The 19280-nt window shown below is 63.3% G+C and carries 18 protein-coding genes; 10 read left to right on the top strand and 8 right to left on the bottom strand.

The features are described from left to right. Window positions 1–187 precede the first annotated feature (187 nt). The 5 genes from ehuB (at window position 188) to AC0KXH_RS00070 (ending at window position 3709) form a co-directional block, all read left to right on the top strand. Window positions 188–1045 (top strand): ectoine/hydroxyectoine ABC transporter substrate-binding protein EhuB, encoded by an 858-nt coding sequence (gene ehuB / locus AC0KXH_RS00090; protein ID WP_200627159.1) that lies wholly within the window; start codon window positions 188–190, stop codon window positions 1043–1045. A gap of 133 nt (window positions 1046–1178) precedes the next feature. Continuing rightward, window positions 1179–1838, top strand: a complete 660-nt coding sequence (gene ehuC / locus AC0KXH_RS00085) for an ectoine/hydroxyectoine ABC transporter permease subunit EhuC (protein ID WP_043217696.1) — start codon at window positions 1179–1181, stop codon at window positions 1836–1838. Further along, complete coding sequence (gene ehuD / locus AC0KXH_RS00080; protein ID WP_061340220.1) at window positions 1835–2491, top strand: ectoine/hydroxyectoine ABC transporter permease subunit EhuD; 657 nt, start codon at window positions 1835–1837, stop codon at window positions 2489–2491. The genes ehuC and ehuD overlap by 4 nt, the downstream gene beginning before the upstream one ends. Next, window positions 2491–3303, top strand: coding sequence for an ectoine/hydroxyectoine ABC transporter ATP-binding protein EhuA (ehuA, locus tag AC0KXH_RS00075; RefSeq protein WP_305851484.1), 813 nt, complete (start codon window positions 2491–2493; stop codon window positions 3301–3303). The genes ehuD and ehuA overlap by 1 nt, the downstream gene beginning before the upstream one ends. A gap of 88 nt (window positions 3304–3391) precedes the next feature. Then, window positions 3392–3709: a tetratricopeptide repeat protein gene (locus AC0KXH_RS00070; RefSeq protein ID WP_041110371.1), complete on the top strand. Its 318-nt coding sequence runs from the start codon at window positions 3392–3394 to the stop codon at window positions 3707–3709. 7 nt (window positions 3710–3716) lie between these two features. On the opposite strand, the gene AC0KXH_RS00065 is transcribed toward AC0KXH_RS00070, so the two are convergent. From AC0KXH_RS00065 to AC0KXH_RS00055, 3 genes are read right to left on the bottom strand one after another with little or no spacing between them, the layout of a single operon-like run. Then, a complete protein-coding gene (locus tag AC0KXH_RS00065) occupies window positions 3717–3980 on the bottom strand; it encodes a PilZ domain-containing protein (protein ID WP_041110369.1) in 264 nt (87 codons plus the stop codon). 29 nt (window positions 3981–4009) lie between these two features. Beyond that, window positions 4010–4897 (bottom strand): lysophospholipid acyltransferase, encoded by an 888-nt coding sequence (locus AC0KXH_RS00060; protein ID WP_061337740.1) that lies wholly within the window; start codon window positions 4895–4897, stop codon window positions 4010–4012. Between the two features lie 45 nt (window positions 4898–4942). Next, on the bottom strand, window positions 4943–5506 hold the full coding sequence (locus AC0KXH_RS00055; protein ID WP_041110366.1) for a DNA-3-methyladenine glycosylase I: 564 nt from the start codon (window positions 5504–5506) through the stop codon (window positions 4943–4945). Between the two features lie 117 nt (window positions 5507–5623). Between AC0KXH_RS00055 and glyQ the strand changes: the two genes are divergently transcribed. The 5 genes from glyQ to AC0KXH_RS00030 are packed head-to-tail and all read left to right on the top strand — an operon-like array spanning window position 5624 to window position 11325. Beyond that, a complete protein-coding gene (gene glyQ / locus AC0KXH_RS00050) occupies window positions 5624–6571 on the top strand; it encodes a glycine--tRNA ligase subunit alpha (protein WP_041110365.1) in 948 nt (315 codons plus the stop codon). After that, window positions 6568–8622, top strand: coding sequence for a glycine--tRNA ligase subunit beta (gene glyS, locus AC0KXH_RS00045; RefSeq protein ID WP_488223918.1), 2055 nt, complete (start codon window positions 6568–6570; stop codon window positions 8620–8622). Before glyQ ends, glyS begins: the two co-directional genes overlap by 4 nt. Before the next feature lie 4 nt (window positions 8623–8626). Then, window positions 8627–9169, top strand: coding sequence for a D-glycero-beta-D-manno-heptose 1,7-bisphosphate 7-phosphatase (gene gmhB, locus AC0KXH_RS00040; RefSeq protein ID WP_237146245.1), 543 nt, complete (start codon window positions 8627–8629; stop codon window positions 9167–9169). Next, window positions 9166–9915 (top strand): lysophospholipid acyltransferase family protein, encoded by a 750-nt coding sequence (locus AC0KXH_RS00035; protein WP_488223917.1) that lies wholly within the window; start codon window positions 9166–9168, stop codon window positions 9913–9915. The genes gmhB and AC0KXH_RS00035 overlap by 4 nt, the downstream gene beginning before the upstream one ends. A 30-nt stretch (window positions 9916–9945) precedes the next feature. Beyond that, window positions 9946–11325: a diguanylate cyclase gene (locus AC0KXH_RS00030; protein ID WP_488223916.1), complete on the top strand. Its 1380-nt coding sequence runs from the start codon at window positions 9946–9948 to the stop codon at window positions 11323–11325. A 79-nt stretch (window positions 11326–11404) separates the two neighbouring features. Here the strand turns inward: AC0KXH_RS00030 and ahpF are convergent, their stop codons facing one another. The 5 genes from ahpF to dnaA form a co-directional block, all read right to left on the bottom strand. Next, on the bottom strand, window positions 11405–12970 hold the full coding sequence (gene ahpF, locus AC0KXH_RS00025; RefSeq protein ID WP_488223915.1) for an alkyl hydroperoxide reductase subunit F: 1566 nt from the start codon (window positions 12968–12970) through the stop codon (window positions 11405–11407). Window positions 12971–13153: 183 nt separating this feature from the next. Then, window positions 13154–15574 (bottom strand): DNA topoisomerase (ATP-hydrolyzing) subunit B, encoded by a 2421-nt coding sequence (gene gyrB / locus AC0KXH_RS00020; protein ID WP_061338167.1) that lies wholly within the window; start codon window positions 15572–15574, stop codon window positions 13154–13156. Then, entirely contained in the window at window positions 15571–16686 is a 1116-nt protein-coding gene (gene recF, locus AC0KXH_RS00015) for a DNA replication/repair protein RecF (RefSeq protein WP_488223914.1), read from the bottom strand. The genes gyrB and recF overlap by 4 nt, the downstream gene beginning before the upstream one ends. Before the next feature lie 12 nt (window positions 16687–16698). Further along, window positions 16699–17802 (bottom strand): DNA polymerase III subunit beta, encoded by a 1104-nt coding sequence (dnaN, locus tag AC0KXH_RS00010; RefSeq protein ID WP_488223913.1) that lies wholly within the window; start codon window positions 17800–17802, stop codon window positions 16699–16701. A 26-nt stretch (window positions 17803–17828) separates the two neighbouring features. Beyond that, window positions 17829–19280, bottom strand: a complete 1452-nt coding sequence (gene dnaA / locus AC0KXH_RS00005) for a chromosomal replication initiator protein DnaA (RefSeq protein ID WP_061338170.1) — start codon at window positions 19278–19280, stop codon at window positions 17829–17831.

Genomic DNA, 19280 nt, shown 5'->3' with positions numbered 1-19280 from the left:
TTTTTGTACCCTCCAGGCGGATCGTCGCAAACCAGCACCGCCTTCTTGCGATTATCGAAAGCTATCGACGGTGCCTGAAAAGGCACCTTTACTGACCCAGTGAGGTCTTTTCTAAGCCCGACGAAGACAGCGCCTCCTACGAAAAACGATCCGTTCGCGGGTCTCACAAGGAACAGGAGAACTTCCCATGAGGATCAGCATCATCCCGTCAAACACCCGCCGGTTACTGATCGGTTGCACCGCACTGGCGGGCATCCTGGTCGGCAGCCAGACACAGGCCGATACCCTGGAAGACATCAAGCAGGACAGTTCCGTCCGCATCGGTTACGCCAATGAAACCCCGTTCGCCTACACCGCACTGGACGGCAAGGTCACCGGTGAATCACCGGAGATCGTCCGGCACATCTTCGAACGCATGGGCGTGGAAACCATCAAGCCGGTCCTGACCGAATGGGGCTCGCTGATTCCGGGCCTGCGCGCCGGCCGCTTCGATCTGATCGCCGCCGGCATGTACATCACACCCGAACGTTGCAAGCAGGTGATCTTCACCGACCCGCACTATCGTCTGCTCGACACCCTGCTGGTGGCCGAAGGCAACCCGAAGAACCTGCACAGCTACGAAGACATCGCCAACAACCCCGACGTCAAGATCGCCATCATGTCGGGCACGGTGAACCTGGGCTATGCGCGCGAGGCCGGCATCAAGGACGCGCAGATCCTCCAGGTACCCGACACCACCTCGCAGTTGCAGGCCGTGCGGACCGGCCGCGCCGATGCGGCAATCGGTACGCAGCTGACCATGCGTGGCCTGGCCGACAAGGCCGGCGACCAGGTTGAAGCCATCGACGACTTCAAGGATGACCCGGCCCGGGCCGGCTACGGCGCGCTGGCGTTCCGGCCGAAGGACAAGGCGCTGCGCGATGCCGTCAATGCCGAACTCAAGCAGTGGCTGGGCAGCGAAGAGCACCTGGCGACCGTCAAGCCCTTCGGCTTCGACCGGTCCAACCTGCCGGACAAGACGGCCGAGGAACTCTGCGCCCAGTAACGGTAGGCGGGGCCAGTGTCCCGCCCTCCCGATCTCTCGCTTCATCACGCCCTTGCCAGACGCCGCGGCGCTCGACGCCGAGGTGCGCTGGCCAAGGGCGTCGTGCGTCTGATGCCTCTACCGGATACCGGCCATGATCGACTTGCTTCCGCTACTCCTGCAGGGCGCCTGGGTGACCGTAAAGGTCACCTTCTGGGGCTCGCTGCTGGCCATTTTCTGCGCGCTGATCGGCGCCTTTGGCCGCCTGTCACCCATTGCTCCGCTACGCTGGCTGGCCATCGCCTATATCGAGGTGTTTCGCGGCTCGTCCCTGCTCGTGCAGCTGTTCTGGCTGTACTTCGTTCTGCCCATGCCGCCTTTCGAGATCGAGATGAGCGCCTTCACCGTCGCGGTGGTCGGCCTCGGCCTGAACATCGGCGCGTACGGAGCCGAGGTGCTGCGTGGGGCAATCCGTTCGGTCAACCCCGGGCAGCACGAGGCCTGCCATGCGCTGAACATGACCCCGGCGACGCGCTTTCGGCGGATCATCCTGCCGCAGGCGCTGCTGGCCGCGATTCCGCCGGGCACCAACCTGCTCATCGAGCTGCTGAAAAACACTTCCCTGGTGTCGCTGATCACTCTGTCCGATCTGGCCTTCCGCGCCCGCCAGCTCGACCAGGCGACGCTGATGACCCTGGAAATCTTCGGCCTGGCGCTGGTGATCTATTTCGTTCTGGCACAGCTGATCAACGCCTGCATGCGCCTGCTGTATCGGCGCCTGGCACGCGGGCAGACACGCGGGGGCCTGGCATGAACTTCTTCGACTGGAGCTTTGCCTGGCGGATCCTGCCGCGCCTGCTCGACGCCTCGCTCGCGACGCTGGGCATCGCCCTCGGCGGCTTCGCCATCGCCGTGGTGCTTGGCCTGTTCCTTGCGCTCGGCCGCCGCAGCCGGCAGCGCTGGCTGGCCTGGCCGGTCACCGGGCTGATCGAATTCATCCGCAGCACACCACTGCTGATCCAGGTGTACTTCCTCTTTTACGTACTGCCGAACTACGGGCTGCACCTGTCGGCGCTGCAGGCCGGCATCCTCGGCATCGCGCTGCACTATGCCTGCTACACCGCCGAGGTATACCGCGCCGGCCTCGATGCCGTGCCGCGGGCGCAATGGGAAGCGGTGACGGCGCTCAACCTCTCGCCGTGGACCGCCTATCGCGACGTCATCCTGCCGCAGGCGCTGCGCCCGGTCCTGCCGGCGCTGGGCAACTACCTGATCTCGATCCTCAAGGACACACCGGTGCTGTCGGCCATCACGGTGGTGGAAATCATGCAGCGGGCCAAGAACATCGGCTCGGAGAGCTTCCGCTACCTGGAGCCGATCACGCTGGTCGGCGTGTTCTTTCTCATCCTCAGCCTGGGTCTGGCCTGGTTCGTACGCCGCCTGGAAAAACGCATGGAGCTCGCCTGATGAACGACACCCCACAAGCACCGGCCGATACTGCGGCGCAACCCATGGTGCGCTTCGCCGGCGTCACCAAGCGCTACGGTGGGCTGACCGTGCTCGACCACCTTGATCTGGAAGTCGCCGCGGGCGAGAAGGTCGCCATCATCGGTCCCAGCGGTTCGGGCAAATCAACCCTGCTACGCGTATTGATGACGCTCGAGGACATCGATGACGGCGTGATCGAAGTCGATGGCGAGCCGCTGACGCACATGCCCGGCGCGAACGGCGAGCTGGTTCGCGCCAACAGTCGATACCTGCGGCGCATGCGCGGCAAGGTGGGCATGGTGTTCCAGAGCTTCAACCTGTTTCCGCACATGGATGCACTGCACAACGTCATGGAGGCGCCGGTTCAGGTCCTCGGCCTGTCGAAGGCCGAGGCTCGTGAACGCGCCGTGGAGTTGCTGGCCATGGTCGGCCTGGAGGACAAGCTGGAACACTTTCCGTCGCAGCTCTCCGGCGGCCAGCAGCAGCGTGTGGCGATCGCCCGCGCACTGGCGATGCGTCCCCAGGTGATGCTGTTCGACGAAGTCACCTCGGCCCTCGACCCGGAGCTCTGCGGCGAAGTGCTCAATGTGATCCGGCGGCTCGGCGAAGCGCACAATCTGACCATGCTGATGGTCACCCACCAGATGGGCTTCGCTCGCGAATTCGCCGACAGGGTGTGCTTCTTCCACCAGGGCCGCATCCACGAACAGGGCACGCCAGAAGCCCTGTTCAACGATCCGCAGGAGGAGCGCACCCGGGAATTTCTCAGTGCGGTCAACGAGGCGCACTGAACGCGTACATGCGCCTCGCGCATGAGTGCTTGCCGATCGGGCGCTTTTCACTACAGTAAAGGCCCCGGGGTCGAATCGCAGGTGCGCCATGCTCGAATCGTTGGAAAAAATGCTCGCCCAAGGCATCGACAATCCCATGCTGCGCTTCGGCCTGGGCAAGGGCTATCTGGACGCCGAGCAACCAGCCAAGGCCGTCGAGCATCTGCGCCGCTGCGTGGAAATGAACCCGCGCTACTCGGCGGCCTGGAAACTGCTGGGCAAGGCCATGCAGGCCGCCGGTGACAGCGCCGGCGCGCGCCATGCCTGGGAGCAGGGCATCGCAGCCGCGGCGGAGCAGGGCGACAAGCAGGCCGAACGGGAAATGGCGGTGTTCCTCAAGCGCCTCGGGCGCCTGACGCCCGACTGAACGGGGCTCAGCCCTCGACGAAACGCAGCCCGGCGCCTTCGGCGTCCACCCGAGTGACGACCATCTCCAACTCAGGCGCCGGCACCGGCAGATCCTGTACCTGCCCGATGAGAATCGCGCCTGGCTCGAGCGCAGCCAGATCCGGATGACGAATGTAGACGCCCCCATCGGACAGGTCGCGGGTGTGGCCGATCAGCTCACCGAAAGATTCATGGCGGACACGGATCCGGCACTTGAGCGGGGTACGCGGATGCTTTCGCAGGTTGTGCATGCTGAACGTCCTTGTCGATGGCCTTTGGTTCAGTACCAGCGCTTCTCACCCGGCGGACGCTTCTTGAAGCGTTTCATCGTCCACATGTACTGGGCCGGATAGGCGCGCACGTATTTCTCGATCATCGCGCTCATGGCAGCGACCCCGACCGCCGGGTCGGTGCTGTACATCTCGGCCGGCGCGGCCTCGAGAACCACCTTGTAGCCCGAGCCGTCCTCCAGGCGCAAGGCATGCAGGAAAACGCCCTCGGCCTTGCCTCCGGCGAGCATGCCGGGGACGAACTTGCTGGTCAGTGCCTGGATCGCGAAGAACGGTACGAACAGGCCGCTGCCTTCGCTGGGCTCCGGGTCGGCGGGAATGCCCACCGCACCGCCGCGGCGGACTTCCTTGATCACGCTGAGGATGCCTTCCTTGGTCGACGGTGCGACTCGATTGCCCAGCTGCACGCGCTGCTGCTGCAGCAGATCGTCGACCGCTTTGAGCTTCGGCGGGCGGTAGAAGATGATCGGCTTGCACTGCGCGCAATAGAAGTGGTTCAGCACCTCCCAGTTGCCCAGATGGCTGGTGATGCCGACCACGCCCTTGCCCGAGGCCAGGGCGCGCTCGAGCACCTCCAGGCCCTCGACCTGCTTGATCAGACCCAGGGTTTTTTCGGCCGGCCAGATCCAGGCGCAGGCACTCTCGGTAAAGGTCTTGCCAATGCCGTTGAGGCTCTTGCCGAGCAGGCGGTCGATGGCCGCGGCGTCATGCTCGGGAAAACACTTGGCGAGGTTGGTGCGCGCCACCTCACGCGAGCGGTTGGGCAGTTTCCACATCAGCCAGCCGATCACAGCCCCCAACCCTTGCACCAGCGGCCAGGGCAGCATTGCCACCAGGCGCAGCACGCCGACCACCAGAGCACCTTTGAATTTTTCCACGCCGAACTCCAGCCTCGAAAACGCGCCAGTTTACCCGTAGCGCCTTCAGCCGGCATATTCGCCAGCCAACTGGGCGTGCCGCTCGCAGTCGACCAGATGATCGAGGACCATGCCACAGGCCTGCATGTAGGCATAACAGATGGTCGGCCCGACAAAGCTGAAACCGGCGCGCTTGAGCGCCCGACTCATGGCTTGCGCCTCGTCGGTCACGGCCGGGACCTGATCCAGGCGCTCGAAGCGGTTGACCTTCGGCCGACCATCGACAAACGACCAGACGAAGCCCGCCGGGTCTTCCAGAGCCAGCCAGGCACGCGCATTACCGCGCGCTGCCTCGAGCTTGCGGCGGTTGCGGATGATGCCGGGGTCCTGCATCCGCTCGTCGATCTCGCCGTCGCTCATGATCGCCAGCCGCTCGGCATCGAAGCCGAACAGTACCTGCCGATAGCGTTCACGCTTGCGCAGCACGGTGATCCACGAGAGCCCCGCCTGGAAGGCCTCGAGCAGGAGAAATTCGAAAAGCAGCTGCGGGTCGCGCGTCGGCACGCCCCATTCCTCGTCGTGATAACGCACATACAGCGGGTCGTCGCCGCACCAGGCGCATCGGGGCATGCTGGGTTCCTCGCATCGGAAAAACGGCTGCCGGGCCGGGGCCGAAACAATCGCAACCAAGGGGAGGCCGCGGGTATACTTCGAGGCTTTCTGTCGAAGCCCAGCACAGGTGAAATTTTGAGCCAGACTACGCCAGCCGTGCGCACCTTCCAAGACCTGATCCTCGCCCTGCAAAGCTACTGGGCCGAGCAGGGTTGCGTGGTCCTGCAGCCCTATGACATGGAAATGGGCGCCGGTACGTTCCATACCGCCACCTTCCTGCGCGCCATCGGTCCCGAGACCTGGAACGCCGCCTACGTCCAGCCTTCGCGCCGCCCGGCCGACGGCCGCTACGGCGAGAACCCCAACCGCCTGCAGCACTACTACCAGTTCCAGGTGGTGTTGAAGCCCAACCCGGAGAACATCCAGGACCTGTACCTCGAGTCGCTGCGCCGCATCGGCGTCGACACCGCGGTACACGACGTACGTTTCGTCGAGGACAACTGGGAATCGCCGACCCTCGGCGCCTGGGGTCTGGGCTGGGAGGTGTGGCTCAACGGCATGGAAGTCACCCAGTTCACCTACTTCCAGCAGGTCGGCGGCGTCGAGTGCTACCCGGTCACCGGCGAGATCACCTACGGTCTCGAGCGCCTGGCCATGTACCTGCAAGGCGTCGACTCGGTGTACGACCTGATCTGGGCCGACGGCCCGTTCGGCACCGTGACCTATGGCGACGTGTTCCACCAGAACGAGGTGGAGCAGTCGACCTACAACTTCGAGCACGCCAACGTGCCGAAGCTGTTCGAACTCTTCGACTTCTACGAGAGCGAAGCCAACCGGCTGATGGCCGCCGAGCTGCCGCTGCCGGCCTACGAGATGGTGGTCAAGGCCTCGCACACCTTCAACCTGCTCGATGCCCGTCGCGCCATTTCGGTCACCGCGCGCCAGCAGTACATCCTGCGCGTGCGCAGCCTGGCGCGTTCGATCGCCCAGAGCTACCTGCTGGCCCGGGCCAAACTCGGCTTCCCCATGGCCACCCCCGAACTGCGTGACGAAGTGCTGGCCAAGCTGGAGGCTGCAGAATGAGTGCACTGGATTTCCTCGTCGAACTGGGTACCGAAGAACTGCCACCGAAGGCACTAGCCAAGCTGGCCGAAGCCTTCTGCGCCGGTATCGAGAAGGGCCTGAAGGACGCCGGCCTGAGCTTTGCCAAGGCCCAGGCCTACGCCGCGCCGCGCCGCCTGGCGGTGCTGGTCGAGCAACTGGCGACTCAGCAGCCCGATCGCAGCATCAACCTCGACGGCCCGCCGCTGCAGGCCGCCTTCGACGCCGATGGCGAGCCGACCCAGGCCGCCCTGGGTTTCGCCCGCAAGTGTGGCGTGGACCTGGCCGAGATCGATCGCAGCGGGCCGAAACTCAAGTTCAGCCGCACCATCGAGGGCCAGCCGGCCGCCCAGTTGCTGCCAGGCATCGTCGAGGCCTCGCTGAACGATCTGCCGATCCCCAAGCGCATGCGCTGGGCTGCACGCAAGGAAGAGTTCGTCCGCCCGACCCAGTGGTTGGTGATGCTGTTCGGTGAGCAGGTGATCGATTGTGAGATCCTTGCCCAGCGCGCCGGTCGCGAATCGCGCGGCCACCGCTTCCATAGCCCAGGCCAGGTGCACATTTCCAAGCCGTCCAGCTACCTGGAAGACCTGCGTGGCGCCCATGTGATCGCCGACTTCGCCGAGCGCCGCGAGCTGATCGCCAAGCGCGTCGAGCAGCTGGCTGGCGAGCAGAACGGCACGGCCATCGTGCCGCCGGCGCTGCTCGATGAAGTGACCGCGCTGGTCGAGTGGCCGGTGCCGCTGGTCTGCTCGTTCGAGGAACGCTTCCTCGAAGTGCCGCAGGAAGCGCTGATCTCGACCATGCAGGACAACCAGAAGTACTTCTGCCTGCTGGATGCCAACGGCAAGTTGCTACCGCGCTTCATCACCGTGGCCAACATCGAATCCAAGGACCCGGCACAGATCGTATCCGGCAACGAGAAGGTCGTGCGTCCGCGCCTGACCGACGCCGAGTTCTTCTTCAAGCAGGACAAGAAGCAGCCACTGGAACGCTTCAACGAACGCCTGAAGAATGTGGTGTTCCAGGCCCAGCTCGGCAGCGTGTATGACAAGGCCGAGCGCGTCTCGCGCCTGGCCGGGCTGATTGCCGAACGCACGGGTGGCGACAAGGCGCGCGCCATGCGCGCCGGCCTGCTGAGCAAGGCTGATCTGGCGACCGAGATGGTCGGCGAATTCCCCGAAATGCAAGGCATCGCCGGCTACTACTACGCGCTCAACGAGGGCGAGCCGGAAGACGTCGCCCTGGCGCTGAACGAGCAATACATGCCACGCGGTGCCGGCGGCGAGCTGCCGAGCACACTCACTGGTGCGGCCGTGGCCGTGGCGGACAAGCTCGACACCCTGGTCGGCATCTTCGGCATCGGCATGCTGCCGACCGGCTCCAAGGACCCCTACGCCCTGCGTCGTGCCGCCCTCGGCGTGCTGCGCATCCTCATCGAGAAGCGTCTGGACCTGAACCTGGTCGAGGCGGTGAATTTCGCCATCGGCCAGTTCGGTACGCAGGTGAAGAGCGCCGGGCTCGCCGACCAGGTGCTGGAGTTCATCTTCGACCGTCTGCGGGCGCGTTACGAGGATGAAGGCGTCGACGTCGCCACCTACCTCTCGGTACGTGCCGTACAACCGGGTTCGGCCCTGGACTTCGACCAGCGCGTACAGGCCGTTCAGGCCTTCCGCACATTGCCGGAAGCCGAGGCGCTGGCCGCGGCGAACAAGCGGGTCTCGAACCTGCTCGGCAAGTTCGAGGCGAAGCTGCCCGACGCGGTCGAGCCACGCTGGTTCGACAATGCCACCGAGTTCTCGCTGTATTCGGCGCTGCAGCAGGCCGAGCAGGCGGTCCAGCCGCTGGCCGCAGCACGCCAGTACCGCGAGGCGCTGGAGCGCCTGGCGCACCTGCGCGGCCCGGTGGATGCCTTCTTCGAGGCGGTGCTGGTGAATGCCGAGGATGCCTCGGTGCGCGCCAATCGTTATGCCCTGCTGGCCCGGCTGAGAGGACTGTTCCTTGGTGTCGCCGATATTTCCGCACTTGGCTAAGCCGATGAAGCTGATCGTCCTGGATCGCGACGGAGTCATCAACGAAGACTCCGACGATTACGTGAAGTCCCCGGACGAGTGGGTGCCGATTCCGGGCTCGCTGGAGGCGATCGCCCGCCTGTGCAAGGCCGGCTGGACGGTGGCAGTGGCCACCAACCAGTCGGGCGTCGCCCGGGGCAAGTTCGATCTCAGCACGCTGGGCGACATGCACCTGAAGATGCAGCAGCTGGCGATGGAGGCGGGCGGACGCATCGATCTCATCGTGCATTGCCCGCACGGCCCCGACGATGGCTGCGATTGCCGTAAGCCGCTGCCGGGGTTGTTTCGGCGCATCGCCGAACATTACGGCCTGACTGACCTGGTCGGCGTGCCGGTGGTCGGCGACAGCCACCGCGACCTGCATGCCGGCCTGGTGCTGGGCGGTACGCCCTATCTGGTCCGGACCGGAAAGGGCCTGCGTACGCTGCAAGGCTCGCTGCCGCCGGGCACCCAGGTCTTCGATGACCTGGCCGCCGTCGTCGACCATCTGCTCGGAACCTCTCGATGAGCGCCCTGTATCCCTTTCGCATCGTCCTGTTCTACACGCTGCTGGCATTGAGCGCCTTCGTCTGGTGCCTGATCAGCGTGGTGTGTGCGCCGCTGATGTCGTTCCGTGGGCGCTATCGTTTCGTGGTACGCACCTGGTGTCGCTGCGCCGTCTGGCTCGCGCGCACGCTCCTCGACATCCGCTATGAGGTGCGCGGCGCGGAGCACGTCCCGCAACGCCCTTGCGTGATCCTGGCAAAGCATCAAAGCACCTGGGAGACCTTCTTTCTCTCGGCCTACTTCGAACCCTTGACCCAGGTCCTCAAGCGCGAGCTGCTGCGCGTGCCGTTCTTTGGTTGGGCGATGATGCTGCTCAAGCCCATCGCCATCGATCGCGACAACCCCAAGGCCGCTCTGCGCCAGGTGGCCAAGCAAGGCCAGGAGCGGTTGGAGCAGGGCATCTGGGTGCTGATCTTTCCTGAGGGCACCCGCGTCCCGGTCGGGCAACCTGGGAAGTTTTCGCGCGGAGGCACCGCCCTGGCAGTCAATGCCGGCCTGCCAGTACTGCCCATCGCGCATAATGCCGGCGTTTTCTGGCCTCGCAGCGGCTGGCACAAGCACCCAGGCACCATCGAGGTCGTCATCGGCCCGGCGATGCACGCCGAGGGCGAGGGCCCACGCGCGATCGCCGAACTCAACCAGCGCGCCGAAGACTGGATCAACGCCCAGGTAACCGAGCTAGAGGCTCGTCCCCGCTTTCATCACTGACCGCCGCGCGCCGTCTCCCAAGGCCCTGCAATGCATATCACCAATGAAGAACTGGCCGGCGAGTGGCAGCGGCTGACCGCTGCCTATGCGCCTGCTGCTGCCGATGCGCTCCGCCAGCTGGCCGAGCAGGAGAGCGCCGAGCTGGCGCGCTACTTCTATGCGCAGATGCTCGCCGACCCGCAATCGGCCATGTTTCTCAGCCATGACCAGGTCAAGACGCGGCTGAGCGCCTCGATGCAGCGCTGGGTCTGCAACGTGTTCCGCGCGCCGGACGAGCCCCGCTTCATCGAAGTGATCGAGCAACAGCGCAAGGTTGGCGAGATCCATGCACGTATCGAGATTCCGGTCAGCCTGGTGCTGCGCGGTGCACGCGCGCTCAAGCACCGCCTGCGCGAGCTGCTGGAAGAGCAGGGCCTCGACGAGCCGCTGCGACGCCAGGCGGCCCGTCTGGGCGATGACATCATCGATCTGGCAATCGAGATCATGTGCTTTGCCTTTTCCCAGTCGCACGATCGCAATTCCCGCGCGGAGGAGGCGTACCGGCTGTTCTCCGTGTCGCAGAACATCGGCGCGGAAAAAGAGCGCCAGCGCGCCGCGCTGCTGGACTGGGAAAACCAGCTGATGTTCGACTTCGCGATCGGCAATACCGCGACCGGCCTGCCGCAGCTGGCCAGCTCCGAATTCGGCCTGTGGTTCCGCCACAAGGCATCGCATGCCTTCCAGGGGTCACCGGAAAGCGCCAGCATCCTCGGCTACATCGACAGCATCGACCGGACGCTCGGCGAACTCTGCGAAGCGCCGCCGAGTGCCGAGCGCGGTGATCTCGGCCTGTTGCACCAGGTCCGCGAACAGACCCGCGCGATCAAGTTCCTGCTCGACAGCCTGTTCGAGCAGGCCAACGATCTGGAGGCCGGGCGAGACGTGCTCACCCGTCTGCTCAACCGCAAGTTTCTGCCGGTCGTGCTGTCGAAGGAGGTGCTCTACAGCCGCCAGTCCGGCAGCACCTTCGGTGTGCTGGTGATCGACGTCGACCACTTCAAGCAGGTCAACGACCGCTATGGGCACGATGGCGGCGACCAGGTCCTGCAGCAGGTCGCCACACTGCTGGCGAGCAACTCGCGTGGCGGCGACTACGCATTCCGTCTCGGCGGTGAAGAGTTCCTCATGGTGCTGGTGGATATCGATGCCAGCAAGGCGCTGCAGATCGCCGAGAAGCTGCGCAAGCGCATCGCCAGCGAAACGCTACGCCTGCAGAAGGGGGGTGAACTGCAGGTAACCGTGAGTATTGGCATGGCCGTGCATGACGGCCATCCCGACTACGAGCGGCTGCTCAAGCGGGCCGACGAGGCGCTGTACCAAGCCAAGCATGAGGGCCGTAACCGCTGCGTGGTACACAGCAGCGTCAGCTGAGCCATCGGCGCGTCAGCTGGTCAGGCAAAAAAGGGAGCAGCCTTGCGGTCCGCTCCCTTTTTCATGCCGCTTTCGCGCCTCAGATCACCGGGGCACTGCTGCGGATCAGGTGGTCGAAGGCCGACAGCGAGGCCTTGGCGCCTTCGCCGAGGGCGATGACGATCTGCTTGTAGGGCACCGTGGTCACGTCACCGGCGGCGAACACGCCGGGGATGTTGGTCTGGCCCTTGGCGTCGACCTCGATCTCGCCGAAGCGCGACAGGTTGACCGTGCCCTTGAGCCAGTCGCTGTTGGGCAGCAGGCCGATCTGCACGAAGATGCCTTCGAGCTCGAGGTCGTGGACCTCGTCGCTGTGGCGGTCCTTGTAGACCAGCCCGGTGACCTTCTGCCCGTCGCCCTTGACCTCGGTGGTCTGCGCCATGGTCAGGATGGTCACGTTCGGCAGGCTCTGCAGCTTGCGCTGCAGCACCGCGTCGGCCCGCAGGCTCTCGCCGAACTCCAGCAGGGTGACGTGGGCGACGATGCCAGCCAGGTCGATCGCCGCCTCGACGCCAGAGTTGCCGCCGCCGATCACCGCCACGCGCTTGCCCTTGAACAGCGGGCCATCGCAGTGCGGGCAGTAGGCGACGCCGCGGCCACGGTATTCCTGCTCGCCGGGCACGTTCATCTCGCGCCAGCGCGCCCCGGTGGCGAGGATCAGGGTCTTGGCCTTGAGCTCGCCGCCGTTGTCGAACCGCACGGTGTGCAGGCCGTCGTCGCCCGCCGGGACCAACTGGCTGGCACGCTGCAGGTTCATCACGTCGACCTCGTACTCGCGCACGTGTTCTTCGAGCGCGCGGGCCAGTTTCGGGCCTTCGGTTTCCTTCACCGAGATGAAGTTCTCGATGGCCATGGTGTCCAGCACCTGGCCGCCGAAGCGCTCGGCGGCGACGCCGGTGCGGATGCCCTTGCGCGCGGCGTAGATCGCCGCCGCAGCGCCGGCCGGGCCACCACCGATGACGAGCACGTCGAAGGCACTCTTGGCCTTGAGCTTCTCGGCATCACGCGCACCGGCGCCGGTGTCGAGCTTGGCGAGGATCTCCTCGACGCCCATGCGGCCCTGGCCGAAGGGTTCGCCGTTGAGGTAGAGGCTCGGCACCGACATGATCTGCCGCGCTTCGACCTCGTCCTGGAACAGCGCGCCGTCGATGGCCACGTGGTGGATGTTGGGGTTGAGCACCGCCATCAGGTTCAGCGCCTGGACCACGTCCGGGCAGTTCTGGCAGGACAGCGAGAAGTAGGTCTCGAAGCGGTATTCGCCCTCGAGCGCCTGGATCTGCTCGATCAGCTCTGGTGCCAGCTTCGACGGGTGGCCGCCAACCTGCAGCAGCGCGAGCACCAGCGAGGTGAACTCATGGCCCATGGGCAGGCCGGCGAAACGCAGGTCGATCTCGCGATCGTGGCGCACCAGGGCAAACGATGGCCGGCGCGCATCGTTGCCGGCGGTGTTCAGGCTGATCTTGTCGCTCAGGCCGTTGATGTCGTTCAGCAGCGCGAGCATTTCCTCGGACTTGGCGCTGTCGTCCAGCGAAGCGACGATCTCGAACGGCTGGGTGACCTTTTCCAGGTAGGCCTTCAGTTGGGTCTTGAGATTGCTATCGAGCATGCGGTTTCCCCTGTCAGATGTGCCTGGCCGAGCGGCCTGTAATCGTTGGGGATCAAATTACCCGCCGCCCAGGCTCAGCGGAAATTGATTGAGGCATTCGCCTCGATTGAGCGGACCTATAAACAAAGACACCCTGCCATGGCAGGGTGTCTTTAGACCGCTGAGCAGCGCGTCACGGACGGATCAGAAGTCCAGATTCGAGACCGCCAGCGCATTGGACTCGATGAAGTCGCGACGTGGCTCGACCGCGTCTCCCATCAGCGTATTGAAGATCTGGTCTGCCGCAATCGCGTCCTCGATGGTCACCTTCAGCATGCGGCGCACTGCCGGGTCCATCGTGGTTTCCCAGAGCTGATCCGGATTCATCTCGCCGAGTCCCTTGTAGCGCTGAACGCTATGACGGCGGGTGCCTTCGTTCATCAGCCAGTCGAGCGCCTCCTTGAACGACGCAACGGGCTTCTTGCGCTCGCCACGCTGAACATAGGCTCCATCCTCCAGGAGGCTGTTGAGCTTTTCTCCAAGCGTAGTCATCGAGCGGTAGTCATTACTCGCAAAGAAGTCCCGATTGAAGGTGACGAAGCTCGACAGGCCGTGCGAGGTGATCTCGACCTCAGGCAGCCACAGGTGGCGTTCCTTGTCCTCGTGCAGGCGCGCTTGGTAGGTCAGCCCGGATCGCTCGATGTCCTTGAGTTTCAAGGCATAGCCTTCCAGCCAGCGCTGCATTGCCCCCTGGTCGGCGAGTTGTTCTGCCGTGACACGCGGCAGATAGATGAAGTGCTCGGTCAGCTCCTGCGGGTAGATCCGGGAGAGACGCTTGAGCGTCTTCATCACGTTGCGGTATTCCTGCACCAGGCGCTCCAGCGCTTCGCCAGAGAGGCCCGGCGCATCCTCGTTGACGTGCACGCTCGCATCTTCCAGGGCCGACTGGGTGAGGTATTCCTCCATCGCCTCGTCGTCCTTGATGTATTGCTCGTGCTTGCCACGCTTGACCTTGTACAGCGGCGGTTGGGCGATATAAATGTAGCCACGCTCGATCAGCTCGGGCAGCTGACGGAAGAAGAACGTCAGCAACAGTGTACGGATGTGAGAGCCGTCGACGTCGGCGTCGGTCATGATGATGATGTTGTGATAACGCAGCTTGTCGATGTTGTACTCTTCACGCCCGATGCCGCAGCCCAGCGCGGTGATCAGCGTGCCGACCTCGGCGGAGGAGAGCATCTTGTCGAAGCGTGCCTTCTCGACGTTGAGAATCTTGCCCTTGAGCGGAAGGATCGCCTGCGTCTTGCGGTTGCGGCCCTGCTTGGCCGAGCCACCCGCCGAATCGCCCTCCACGATGTAAAGTTCGGAAAGGGCAGGGTCCTTTTCCTGGCAGTCGGCCAGCTTGCCCGGCAGGCCGGCGATATCCAGCGCCCCCTTGCGACGCGTCATCTCGCGCGCCTTTCGAGCGGCTTCACGAGCACGCGCGGCGTCGATCATCTTGCCGACCACGGCCTTCGCTTCGTTCGGATGCTCCAGCAGGAAATCGGCGAAATGCTTGCCCATTTCCTGCTCGACGGCGGTTTTGACTTCACTGGATACCAGCTTGTCCTTTGTCTGCGAACTGAACTTGGGATCCGGCACCTTCACCGAAATGATCGCCGTCAGGCCCTCACGCGCATCGTCACCGGTGGTAGCGACCTTGTGCTTCTTGGCCAGGCCCTCCTGCTCGATGTAGTTGTTCAGGTTGCGGGTCAGCGCCGAGCGGAACCCCGCCAGGTGGGTACCACCGTCGCGCTGCGGAATATTGTTGGTGAAGCAGAGGATGTTCTCGTTGAAGCTGTCATTCCACTGCAGCGCGATTTCGACGCCGACCCCATCCTCTTCACGCTGGACGTTGAAGTGGAAGACCTGGTTGATCGCCGACTTGTTGGTGTTCAGGTAGGAGACGAACGCGCTGAGGCCACCTTCGTACTTGAACAGCTCTTCCTTGGCCGTACGCTCATCACGCAGCAGGATGCCGACCCCGGAATTGAGGAAAGACAGCTCGCGCAGCCGCTTGGCAAGAATGTCCCAGCTGAAATGAATATTCTTGAAGGTTTCCGCCGAGGGCTTGAAATGGATCTCGGTACCGGTGCCCTCGGTCTCGCCCATGGCTGTCAGCGGAGCCTGGGGTACGCCATGACGATAGATCTGTTCCCAAACCTTGCCTTCACGACGGATGGTCAGGATCAGCTCCTCGGAAAGGGCATTGACTACCGAGACGCCTACGCCGTGCAAGCCTCCGGAAACCTTGTAGGAGTTGTCATCGAATTTGCCGCCGGCATGCAGCACAGTCATGATCACTTCGGCAGCGGAAACGCCTTCTTCCTTGTGGATATCCACCGGAATTCCGCGGCCGTTGTCGCGCACCGTGATCGATTCGTCTGCATGAATGGTGATGGAGATCTCGCTGCAATACCCCGCCAGCGCTTCGTCGATCGAATTGTCGACCACCTCGAAGACCATGTGGTGCAGACCAGTACCGTCATCGGTGTCGCCGATATACATGCCAGGACGCTTACGCACGGCATCCAGTCCCTTGAGCACCTTGATGCTGGACGAATCGTACGCGTGGTTTTCGCTCATGCCTTCACTCCCGAGGGGTCCGTGGCTGGGGCAATCTCCCCATGTTCCACGTGAAACATTGAGACTGGCGTCTGCTCACGCCAGACTGCTTGCAATACCGTTGAATCGACGCAGGTAATGAAAACCTGACATTCCAGTTGCTCGAGCAACTGGCATAGCGCTCGCCGATGATGCTCGTCGAGCTCCGAAGGCAGGTCGTCCACCAGATAGACGCACTGACTTCGCTTGGCCTCATCGAGAAGCCGTCCCTGCGCTATGCGCAAGGCAGCGACCACCAGCTTCTGCTGACCGCGCGAAAGGACCTCAACCGCGTTATGCCCGGCGATACGAATACGCAAGTCAGCTCTTTGCGGGCCCGACTGCGTATGCCCCAGTAGCCGATCGCGTTCGAACGAGCCGTCGAGAACCTGGGCAAGCGACCTGTCCTTGTCCCACCCCCGGTAGTAGCTCAACTGGAGGGAGTCCAAGCGAATCAGCTGGGCCAAGACCTCTTCGAAAACCGGTTTCAGCGCTTGAATATAACTGCGGCGATACTCGTCAATCTCTTCGCTGGCCGCGACCAACTCGTGGTCCCACGCGGCGCGCAAAGCACCGTCAAGTGTACCATGCCGCAGCCAGGAGTTTCGTTGCCGGAGCGCCTGCTGTAGCCGCTGCCAGGCTTTGATGAAGCGAGGTTCCACGTGGAACACGCCCCAGTCGAGAAACTGGCGCCGCAGCTTGGGGGCACCCTCCAGAAGCCGGAAACTATCAGGATTGATCAGCTGGAGCGGCAACTCAGCGGCCAGCTCCGCGGCGCTGCGGACGTTTTCGCCGTCAATGCGGATTCTCGCCTCGCCACCCGAGCGCTCACGGGACACACCGACCGACCGTACGCCACCATCGCCGCGGCGAATCTCGCCGAAAACGGTGCAGCTGTCGGATTCATGCGTAATGACCGGCGCCAGCTTCTGGCTACGAAAGGATCGACCCAGGCCGAGCAAGTGCACCGCCTCGAGGAGGCTGGTCTTGCCGCTGCCGTTTTCGCCGAAGAGAAGGTTGATGCGAGGGGAGGGAAACAGCGTCACCGGTTGCAGATTGCGCACACCGGTGACGGCAATACGACTTAGCGACATTCAGCGAAGCAGTTACAGACGCATGGGCATGACGACATAAGCCGAGTCATCGTTGTCTGCCTCTTGCACCAGCGCACTGCTGTTGGAATCCGACAGCGTCATCCGGACCTGGTCGGCGGTCATCACCCCGAGCACATCCAGCAAGTAGCTGACGTTGAAGCCGATCTCGAGTGCCGCGCCGGAGTAATCGACCACCACTTCCTCTTCAGCCTCTTCCTGCTCCGGGTTATTCGCCTGAATCTTCAGCAGGCCACTCTCGAGTTGCAGGCGAATGCCGCGGTACTTTTCGTTGGAGAGGATGGCCGTGCGGCTGAACGCCTCGCGCAGGGTCTGCCGTTCACCAATCACCAGCTTGTCGCCACCGCGCGGCAGCACGCGCTCGTAATCTGGAAACTTGCCGTCGACAAGCTTGGAGGTAAAGGTGAACTCGCCAGTGGTGGCACGGATATGGTGCTGACCGAGCACCACGTTGACCTGCGCATCCTGATCGGTCAGCAAACGCGCCAACTCCAGAATGCCCTTGCGCGGCACGATCACCTGGTGGCGATCGGCCTGCTCGATACCCGCTTGCATGGAACACATCGCCAGGCGATGACCATCGGTGGCAACCGCGCGAAGCATGCCATTCGACACCTCGATCAGCATGCCGTTGAGGTAATAGCGCACATCCTGCTGAGCCATGGCGAAACCACTGCGCTCGATCAGCCGGCGCAACTTGCCCTGCTCCACGCTGAAATTCAGCGACCCGGGGCCTTCTTCGACGGTGGGGAAATCCGACGCCGGCAGGGTGGAAAGGGTGAAACGGCTGCGCCCCGACTTGATCAGTGCCTTTTGTTCGTCCAGGCGTACGTCGATCAGTGCGTCAGCAGGCAGGCTCTTGCAGATATCCATGAGTTTGCGGGCCGGAACCGTAATATCCCCTGGCTCGGCTGCATCTTCGAGCGCGACGCGTCCGACCAGTTCGACTTCCAGGTCTGTCCCGGTAAGCGACAGTTGCTGTCCCTCGACCACCAGCAGGACATTGGAAAGCACCGGCAGCGTCTGACGGCGTTCGACGACGCCAGCGACCAGCTGCAGAGGTTTCAACAGGGCTTCGCGCGAAATGGTGAAATGCATGAGGTCTGATCCCTTGCCTGGTGATGTCAGGTGGTCAATGTACGCAGCAAATTCTTGTAATCTTCCCGAATATCGGCATCTATTTCCCGAAGTTCGGCGATTTTACGACAGGCATGCAAAACGGTGGTGTGATCCCGCCCACCGAACGCGTCGCCGATCTCTGGCAGGCTGTGATTGGTCAGTTCCTTGGCCATGGCCATGGCCACCTGCCGCGGACGGGCAACCGAACGCGAACGACGCTTGGACAGCAAATCGGAAATCTTGATCTTGTAGTACTCGGCCACCGTGCGCTGGATATTGTCGACGCTGACCAGCTTGTCCTGCAACGCCAGTAGATCCTTGAGCGACTCGCGGATCAGTTCGATAGTGATGTCACGGCCCATGAAATGCGCATGCGCGATGACCCGTTTCAAAGCGCCCTCGAGTTCGCGCACGTTCGAGCGTATCCGCTGCGCAATGAAGAAGGCCGCATCGTGTGGCAGCTCGACCTTTGCCTGGTCGGCTTTCTTCATCAGGATCGCAACTCGTGTCTCCAGCTCCGGCGGTTCGACGGCTACGGTCAGTCCCCAGCCGAAGCGAGACTTCAGACGTTCCTCCAGACCGTCGATTTCCTTTGGATAGCGGTCGCTGGTGAGAATCACCTGCTGGCCACCTTCTAGCAGGGCATTGAAGGTATGGAAGAACTCTTCCTGGGAGCGTTCCTTCTTGGCAAAGAACTGGATATCGTCGATCAACAATGCGTCAACCGACCGATAGAAACGCTTGAACTCGTTGATCGCATTGAGCTGCAACGCCTTGACCATATCCGCGACGAAACGCTCCGAATGTAGATAGACCACCTTCGCGTTGGGATTCTTCTTCAGCAGATGGTTGCCTACGGCATGCATCAGGTGCGTCTTGCCGAGACCGACGCCACCATAAAGGAAGAGTGGGTTGTAGCCATGCTTCGGGTTGTCGGCGACCTGCCAGGCTGCGGCGCGCGCGAGCTGGTTGGATTTGCCTTCTACGAAATTCTCGAAGGTAAAGGTCCGATTGAGATAACTGGTGTGTTTCAACCCGCCTTCGACTTGAACCGTTCGCTCCGTCGCGACCGGAGCCGGCTCGACTGCGGGCGCCTGGCTGACTTTTACCTGTTCGGCCTGCACGCGCACTGGCTGGCTGGGCTCGCTGGCCGTCGCCACCGTCTGTTGCGCCCGCGCAGCGGACGCCGAAGGCAGCGCCGAGGACGAAGTGCGCTTGCTGCCAATCAGAAGGGAAAGCTGTGGAACGATGCCGGTGGCGCGCTCGCCAAGCAGCTCGAGCAGCCGCGTCAGATACTTCTCGTTAACCCAGTCGAGCACGAAACGATTGGGCGCATAGACGCGCAACTCGTCGCCCTGAGCTTCGACCTGCAGCGGACGTATCCAGGTATTGAACTGCTGAGCAGGCAGCTCATCGCGCAAAAGCTCGACACATTGCTGCCATAGTTCTACCGACAC

The organism is Stutzerimonas sp. CXK-1 (genome assembly GCF_057738225.1).
The sequence above is the reverse complement of the archived record's forward strand: the minus strand, read 5'-3'. Positions and strand labels throughout refer to the sequence as shown.